The following is a 6,796-nucleotide window of genomic DNA, read 5'->3' on the forward strand; positions in this document are numbered from 1 at the left end:
TGCAAAAGAGAGCACGGGTTTTTTGTTACGTATGAAGCGGCAGGCCGGGCGCCCCGTTTAAATCCATGCCTGAAAATTTTCCCTTTTTCCAGTTGATATAGGCGGCAGCTCCGATCATGGCTGCATTGTCGGTACATAAATGAAGCGGCGGGATCTGCAGCTTTACGCCGCTGTCTCTGAATTTTTCTTCCATCGCAGCCCGCAGGCCGCTGTTGGCTGCCACGCCTCCGACTACCATTACCTGTTTTGCTCCGCAGGCAACTGCTGCCCGGGCTGTTTTTTCCGTCAGCACGGTAATGACGCTCTGCTGAAAGCTTGCCGCAACGTCTTCCGGAGCCAGCTCTTCCCCACGCTGGCGGGCATTATGGAGTGTATTCATGACGGCTGATTTCAATCCGCTGAAGCTGAAATCATACGAACCGTCCTCGAGCCACGCAACGGGAAGCGGCACGGTCGGCGCTCCGGTTTCAGCCAGCTTATCGAGCTCCGGGCCGCCGGGATATGGCAGGCCGAGAGTGCGCGCAACTTTGTCATATGCCTCTCCCACGGCGTCATCTCTTGTCTGGCCGAGCAGCTCATACTCCCCTTCCTCTTTGATCAGGACGAGCTCTGTATGGCCGCCCGACACGACGAGCGCAAGAGCGGGATACTCCCACTCCGACTCGAGCCGGGTCGCCTGGATATGGCCCGCAATATGGTGGACGCCGATCAACGGCAGCCCCTTCGCGTACGCTGTCGCCTTCGCAGCATTTACGCCGACAAGAAGCGCCCCGACAAGCCCCGGGCCCTCCGTTACCGCCACGGCGGACAGCTCAGAAAATGTGCTTCCTGCTTCCTCGAGCGCCTGCTCCATTACCTGGGTGATGGATTCCGCATGATGTCTCGAAGCGACCTCGGGGACGACGCCGCCAAAGCGTTTATGACTTTTCATCTGGGACAGGACGACGTTGGACCGGATTTCGGTGCCGTTTCTGATAACTGCCGCAGCTGTTTCGTCACAGCTCGTTTCTACAGCCAGGATATCTATTGGTTCATGCTCGTTCATTCATATTCACCCACATTACTATCGCATTTTCATTATTATCCATGTAATAATTTTTTCGGACACCGCCGGGAACGAATCCGAATTTATCGTACAGGTTCCGGGCCGTTTCATTGGTTTCACGCACTTCGAGCGTCATAATCCGGGCCCCGTATGTGTAGGCAAGCTCCATTAAATTGGCCAGCAGCTCCTGGCCAATTTTCCGGCCGCGGTAGCGTGAATGCACCGCAATGTTGGTTACATGCGCCTCGTCAATGACGATCCACACCCCGCAGTAGCCGACAATTCTGCCTCCGACTTCCGCCACCAGGTAATGGGCAAACTGGTTGTTGTACATTTCATTTTCAAACGCACGCCGGCTCCACGGCATCGAGAAGGCGTTGTGTTCTACCTCCATCACGTTGTCGATATCGTCGGCACTCATCATACGGATCAGTATTTCTGCTTTCATTCGGATTTCCCGCTTTGGGCTTTCTGCCAATTTTTTTCTGCTTCGGCAAGCTGGGCATATTCTGGCACCACCGCGTGCGCATCCATTGCTTTGCCGGTAGTCCGGGCGATCCGAATAATTTCCGCCGGACGGATCGTCTGGCCCGTCCAGTCCGCAAATACCGCCCGGCTGTCGAGTCGTTCCCGGATCAGCTCCTGCCTGCTTCCCGTGTCTTCCCCAACAAATAGAATTTGCTCCTGCGTTTGTCCCAGTATCTCGAGCCATTCCGGGAGCAGAATGATTTGGTCTTTCATTTGACGTACCACTGCGTTTTCTCCCGTGCCTCCGGAAAAAGCCGCCGTGTAGACCTGATTTCGTCGCGCATCAATCAGTGGAGAAACGAGACCTGGAAACCCGAGCCCGTTTTGGGCAAATACCTGAAGCGTTGATACAGGATAAAGCGGGATATTTAAAGCCCAGGCCATCGATTTAGCTGTCGTTACTCCAATGCGCACGCCGGTGTAGGAGCCTGGCCCGCTCGTTACTGCTACCGCGTCCAAGTCGTCCGGGACGACCCCGCTTTCTTTCATCAGTGATTCCACCGCCGGCATCAGACGCACAGAATGATTTTTTTTAATATTGGTCGTGTATTCTCCGAGGATTTTCTGTTCATCTGCAAGGGCAACACCCAGTACGTGCGTAGACGTGTCAATTGCGAGCATTTTCATCGTTCTGCAGCTCCTTCATCTTTGCCTTCCACCGCTCGCCAACGGCTGTCAAAGTCAATTGCCTGCTCGTTTCCCCGGTGTATTGAATATCTATTTCCAGACGATCCTCCGGCCATCCTTCCAGACGACCCGGCCATTCCAAAAGCGATACCCCGCCTGCCTCAAAGTATTCTTCAATGCCGATTTCCTCCGCTTCCTCCTCCGACAGCCGGTAAAGGTCAATATGAAACAAAGGCAGCCGTCCTTCATATTCTTTAACGATCGTAAAGCTCGGGCTGTTCACCATTGTGGTAACTTCCAGGCCTCTGGCAAAGCCTTTGGCAAAATGTGTTTTCCCTGCTCCGAGACTGCCGACGAGCAATATTTTTTCATCTGCCTCCGCGCTTCGGCCCAAAAGCTCTCCCCACGCCGCCGTTTCCTCCGGAGACGAAGTGTCGATGACCCACTCTGTCATAGCGCTTCTTCCTTTCTACTGCTTATGATGAACGAAAATGATTATAGCCTGATTTTTCCAGCTTTGTACGGGAGCCGTTCTCCTGAAGGAAAACTTCGCCATTTCCTTCTGAAACCTTTCCAATCGCATACAGCGCAAGTCCGGCCTGCCCGAACCTCCTGCTGAGCTCTTCCCAATCGGAAGAAGCAGCCGTTCCGACCAGTTCGAAATCCTCTCCCCCGTAAAACATATGCTTTTTCATTGTTTGCATCTCCAGCTGCTCCATAGCTTCGTGGACGGGAAGCCCGGAAAAGTCCAGTTCTATCGAAACACCGCTCGCTTCCGCAATCTCACAGCATTCGCTTGCCAGCCCGTCACTTATATCATTTAAGGCAATACGGCCGCCGTATTCCACCAGCAGACGTCCCGCCTCCACCTGGGGCACCGGACGCTGGTGATAGGCAATCAATGCTTTTTCCCGCTCAGAGTATGCCCCGTCCCTTGTCCGCTCAAGCAGAAGCTCGAGTCCGGCCGCCGACATACCGACCGGGCCGGTTAAAAACACAATATCCCCTGCTTTTGCAGAGCTTCGCAGCAGCTGATGTTTTTCTTCCACCGCCCCGATCACCGTAATACTCACCATTAAGTCGCGACGGGAGGATACCGTGTCCCCGCCAATCATATCCATCTGATAGCGTGCACCCAGTTCATTCATTCCCCGGTACAATTCGTTTAATTCCTCTTCGGACCAGCCAGGCGTTATCGCAATCGATACCACGTAAAAATGCGGCACGCCTCCCATGGCGGCGACGTCGCTAATATTTGCAGCCAGCGCTTTAAAACCGATATCAAATGGTTTCATCGTGTCTTTCCGAAAATGCACGTCTTCAATCATCGTATCCACGCAGACAATTTCATTCATCTGCGCAAGCGGCCGGTACACTGCCGCATCATCACCTATTCCTACCTCCAGCCGCTGCTGAAAGGTCTGCGTTGGTCTGCGTTCGTTAATCCAGTCAAATTCATCGTTTGGCATAAACTGCTCCTCAATGATCTCTCATAATAGTCTCCTGCTAGTTTATCGTATTCTTGCAATCGCGTACAGTAAACGAAAAAAGCACCTCTTCGCTTTTATCCAAAAACTACCCTCTGTGCGTGCTGCACAAAGGGTAGTTCGGTTTCCGACTTCATTTATTGCTATTTATTTCATAAAAAAAAGCCTTTAAGGCTTTAATGGATTAGTATAATTGGTTGCGGGAGGAGGATTTGAACCTCCGACCTCCGGGTTATGAGCCCGACGAGCTACCAGACTGCTCTATCCCGCGATTTGGTATAGCGCGGCGACGATCTACTTTCACGTGGGGAGAACCCCCGGCTATCATCAACGCTGAAGAGCTTAACTTCCGTGTTCGGCATGGGAACGGGTGGATCCTCTTCGCTGTTGTCACCGCACTATGCATGGTGTCTCTCAACAAGACAATTATAATCTTACCACGCAGGATAAATGAGCACAAGGGGTTTTTAAATATTTTATCGCCATTTTTTATTATTCACAGCAAAGTACACGTCTTCGAGCGAACGATGCATCTGCCTGAAAGCAATTCGCGCTTCCTCAAGCGTCACCTGTTCAAACACCACAGAAGCATTTGGCTGCAGTTGGGCAGCTTTCGACAAATCGGCACTGATGACATTTAACACACGGGCATACCCTCCCGTCGTCTGCCGGTCAGCCATTAGAATCATCGGCTGGCCGTCTGAAGCCAGCTGAATAGTTCCAAACGCCACCCCGTCCGATATAATATCCCCAGTACGGTGCAAGGACACTTCCGGACCCTGGAGCCGGATACCCATTCGGTCAGCTTCCTGAGTCACCACGTAAGCTTCGCGGAGCAGTCTCTTTCCAGCTTCCGCTGTTAATTTATCAAATTCCGGACCAGCCACTACCCGGAGCATCTGTTGTTTTTCATAGACTGGAATACTCGCCGGGGGAAGCCTGCGTTCAAAGGGCCTTGGAGCAGTACTTACGGTGCCGCGATACAATGTATCGCCGCTTTCAAGCTCCCGGCCCTCCATTCCCCCTATGCCAGCTTTTGTGTACGTTGAGCGGCTTCCTAAAACGATTGGCACCTCCAGACCTCCGGCAATACAAAAGTAGGCACGTGCTCCGTGTACCGGTCCGTTAAAGGCCAGTTCGTCTCCTGGGTAAACTTTTCTCGTCGCCCACATTGGAATGGGTTCTTTATTTACTTCCGGCTGCAGGTTTCCACCTGTAACCGCAATAACCGTTTCTTCATGAAACGTAAGGGTCGGCCCCATTAAGGTCAGCTCCAGCCCGGCTGCGGACAGATGGTTGCCGCAGAGAATGTTTCCCATCTGGAGCGCATACATATCCATCGCTCCGGAGGCCGGTACACCGAGGTGCTGATATCCGGTCCGGCCTGTATCCTGGATAGTCGTAAAGAGTCCTGCTTTTTGTACGGTGCAGACAGGCGTTTTGTTCATATAAATTCCCCCGCTGCCTGCACCGAAGCTCCGTGATGCTCAAGCTGGTTCCTTAAATGTTGAATAAACAGAACCGCCTGTTCATTGTCCCCATGTACACATACAGTATCTGCTTCCATTGGTACAGCGGTACCGTCCACTGCTTTAACTGTTCCCTCCTGAAGGACATCAAGCACCTGGGCGGCAGCTTCTTCAGGTTTATCGAGAAAGGCGTTTTGCTCTGTTCTTGGAGTCAACGTCCCGTCAGCAGTATACGTGCGGTCTGCAAACATTTCCTTTGCTACCCTCAAGCCGTATCTTTCCCCTGCTGCCTGCAGCTCTGTATGGACAGGGGCAAATAAAAGAAGGTTATCATTAAAATCTTTCACTGCCCGCGCCACTCCTCTGGCAGCCGCGGGATCGCGAAGAGCAGCGTTGTATAAGGCCCCGTGCGGTTTTACATGCTGCATCTGCACATCCTCTGCACAGCAGAAGGCATGGAGAGCACCTATTTGGTAGAGACAAAGCTGATAAATTTCCTCTTCATCCATCGCTATGTATCTGCGGCCAAACCCTTCTTTATCCAAAAAGCCAGGATGGGCACCGATGGCCGTACCGTACTGTTTGGCAAGAGCAACCGTACGCGCCATCACTGCCGAATCGCCCGCATGTCCCCCACAGGCAACGTTTGCCGATGATACTAAAGGAAGCACCTTCTGATCCATGCCCAGGGTATAAATACCGTAGCTTTCCCCCAGGTCACAATTTAAATCAATGGTCATTCCTCTCCCCCCTCTTCTACCCGGATGCTGTATCCTCCGCGGCCGATAGATTTTTCAATTTCAGCGTATTCCTTGTATGCAACAGGCTCAAATCGAAGCAGATGGCCCGGGCTTAGAAGCGCAGGTTTATCGTGCGCTGCATTGAACAAAGGCACTGGAGTTTTACCAATAATATTCCACCCTCCCGGACTGTCAATCGAATACACTCCCGTCTGAGCGTCGGCTATGCCAACAGATCCGGCTTCCACTTTTCCTCTTGGTGTTTCAAGGCGGGGAGTATGTAGTCGCTCATCAAGCCCGCCGAGATAAGGAAATCCCGGAGTAAAGCCTAGCATATAAATAAAATAGGACGAACTGCTGTGCAGGTTCACTACTTCGTCTACAGATAGCTCGTTCTCTGCTGCCAGACGTTCGATATCCTGTCCAAACGAGATGTCATAACAAACCGGCAGATAGTACGTTTTCATTGAACCTTTTGATGCTTTATCCATATGCTCAAACACGTCATAAATGAGTTCGTAAAGACGTTCATACTGTATTTGCAGGGGATCATAATAGACAGTCAATGCGCGGTAGCCTGGGACACACTCACTCATCCCCTCTGGCTGCTCTTTGGTTAAAGCTTCATACAGCCGGTGTACCTTCCGGTTCACGGAGGGAGAAATCACATTTTCAAATTGCACACTTAAGGCATGATCCCCGATAGGCACAATATCCATATAACTTTTCTCCCTCCTAATGATTAGTATGTTTATTGTAGCATAAAGAAAAAGGAAAAAAATACAAAAAAACCGTTCCCCCGAAAAGGGAAACGGTTGAACTCGCCCGGCAGCGATCTACTTTCACGGGGGGAGAACCCCCGGCTATCATCAACGCTGAAGAGCTTAACTTCCGTGTTCG

Annotated in this window: 8 protein-coding genes, 1 tRNA gene and 2 rRNA genes; all 11 read right to left on the reverse strand. The window is 51.8% G+C overall.

What is annotated here, in order from left to right; all coding sequences use genetic code 11:
- Positions 1-25 precede the first annotated feature (25 nt).
- Positions 26-1,045 carry a tRNA (adenosine(37)-N6)-threonylcarbamoyltransferase complex transferase subunit TsaD gene (gene tsaD / locus ACTTK7_RS01155; protein WP_462865142.1) on the reverse strand — a complete coding sequence of 340 codons (1,020 nt, stop codon included), beginning with the start codon at positions 1,043-1,045 and terminating at the stop codon, positions 26-28.
- Positions 1,032-1,493: a ribosomal protein S18-alanine N-acetyltransferase gene (gene rimI / locus ACTTK7_RS01160; RefSeq protein ID WP_462865143.1), complete on the reverse strand. Its 462-nt coding sequence runs from the start codon at positions 1,491-1,493 to the stop codon at positions 1,032-1,034. The genes tsaD and rimI overlap by 14 nt, the downstream gene beginning before the upstream one ends.
- A complete protein-coding gene (tsaB, locus tag ACTTK7_RS01165; RefSeq protein ID WP_462865145.1) occupies positions 1,490-2,200 on the reverse strand; it encodes a tRNA (adenosine(37)-N6)-threonylcarbamoyltransferase complex dimerization subunit type 1 TsaB in 711 nt (236 codons plus the stop codon). Before tsaB ends, rimI begins: the two co-directional genes overlap by 4 nt.
- Positions 2,181-2,654, reverse strand: a complete 474-nt coding sequence (gene tsaE, locus ACTTK7_RS01170; RefSeq protein ID WP_462865147.1) for a tRNA (adenosine(37)-N6)-threonylcarbamoyltransferase complex ATPase subunit type 1 TsaE — start codon at positions 2,652-2,654, stop codon at positions 2,181-2,183. The genes tsaB and tsaE overlap by 20 nt, the downstream gene beginning before the upstream one ends.
- 22 nt (positions 2,655-2,676) lie before the next feature.
- Entirely contained in the window at positions 2,677-3,669 is a 993-nt protein-coding gene (thiL, locus tag ACTTK7_RS01175) for a thiamine-phosphate kinase (protein WP_462865149.1), read from the reverse strand.
- 212 nt (positions 3,670-3,881) lie between these two features.
- Positions 3,882-3,958, reverse strand: a tRNA-Met gene (locus ACTTK7_RS01180).
- A gap of 10 nt (positions 3,959-3,968) precedes the next feature.
- A 5S ribosomal RNA gene (rrf, locus tag ACTTK7_RS01185) occupies positions 3,969-4,085 on the reverse strand.
- A 78-nt stretch (positions 4,086-4,163) separates the two neighbouring features.
- Positions 4,164-5,135, reverse strand: coding sequence for a 5-oxoprolinase subunit C family protein (locus ACTTK7_RS01190; protein WP_462865151.1), 972 nt, complete (start codon positions 5,133-5,135; stop codon positions 4,164-4,166).
- Entirely contained in the window at positions 5,132-5,896 is a 765-nt protein-coding gene (locus ACTTK7_RS01195; protein WP_462865152.1) for a 5-oxoprolinase subunit PxpA, read from the reverse strand. Before ACTTK7_RS01195 ends, ACTTK7_RS01190 begins: the two co-directional genes overlap by 4 nt.
- The gene (gene pxpB / locus ACTTK7_RS01200) at positions 5,893-6,615 is read right to left on the reverse strand and encodes a 5-oxoprolinase subunit PxpB (RefSeq protein ID WP_462865154.1); all 723 of its coding nucleotides are present in this window, start codon (positions 6,613-6,615) and stop codon (positions 5,893-5,895) included. The genes ACTTK7_RS01195 and pxpB overlap by 4 nt, the downstream gene beginning before the upstream one ends.
- 104 nt (positions 6,616-6,719) lie before the next feature.
- Positions 6,720-6,796, reverse strand: a 5S ribosomal RNA gene (gene rrf / locus ACTTK7_RS01205); the annotation flags it as partial.

The sequence above is a fragment of the Marinococcus tarijensis genome (assembly GCF_054971385.1).

Excerpts from the sequence above, each read along its gene's own strand:
- tsaD (WP_462865142.1), bottom strand. The coding sequence starts at position 1,045 with ATGAACGAGCATGAACCAATAGATATCCTGGCTGTAGAAACGAGCTGT.
- rimI (WP_462865143.1), bottom strand. The coding sequence starts at position 1,493 with ATGAAAGCAGAAATACTGATCCGTATGATGAGTGCCGACGATATCGAC.
- tsaB (WP_462865145.1), bottom strand. The coding sequence starts at position 2,200 with ATGAAAATGCTCGCAATTGACACGTCTACGCACGTACTGGGTGTTGCC.
- tsaE (WP_462865147.1), bottom strand. The coding sequence starts at position 2,654 with ATGACAGAGTGGGTCATCGACACTTCGTCTCCGGAGGAAACGGCGGCG.
- thiL (WP_462865149.1), bottom strand. The coding sequence starts at position 3,669 with ATGCCAAACGATGAATTTGACTGGATTAACGAACGCAGACCAACGCAG.
- ACTTK7_RS01190 (WP_462865151.1), bottom strand. The coding sequence starts at position 5,135 with ATGAACAAAACGCCTGTCTGCACCGTACAAAAAGCAGGACTCTTTACG.
- ACTTK7_RS01195 (WP_462865152.1), bottom strand. The coding sequence starts at position 5,896 with ATGACCATTGATTTAAATTGTGACCTGGGGGAAAGCTACGGTATTTAT.
- pxpB (WP_462865154.1), bottom strand. The coding sequence starts at position 6,615 with ATGGATATTGTGCCTATCGGGGATCATGCCTTAAGTGTGCAATTTGAA.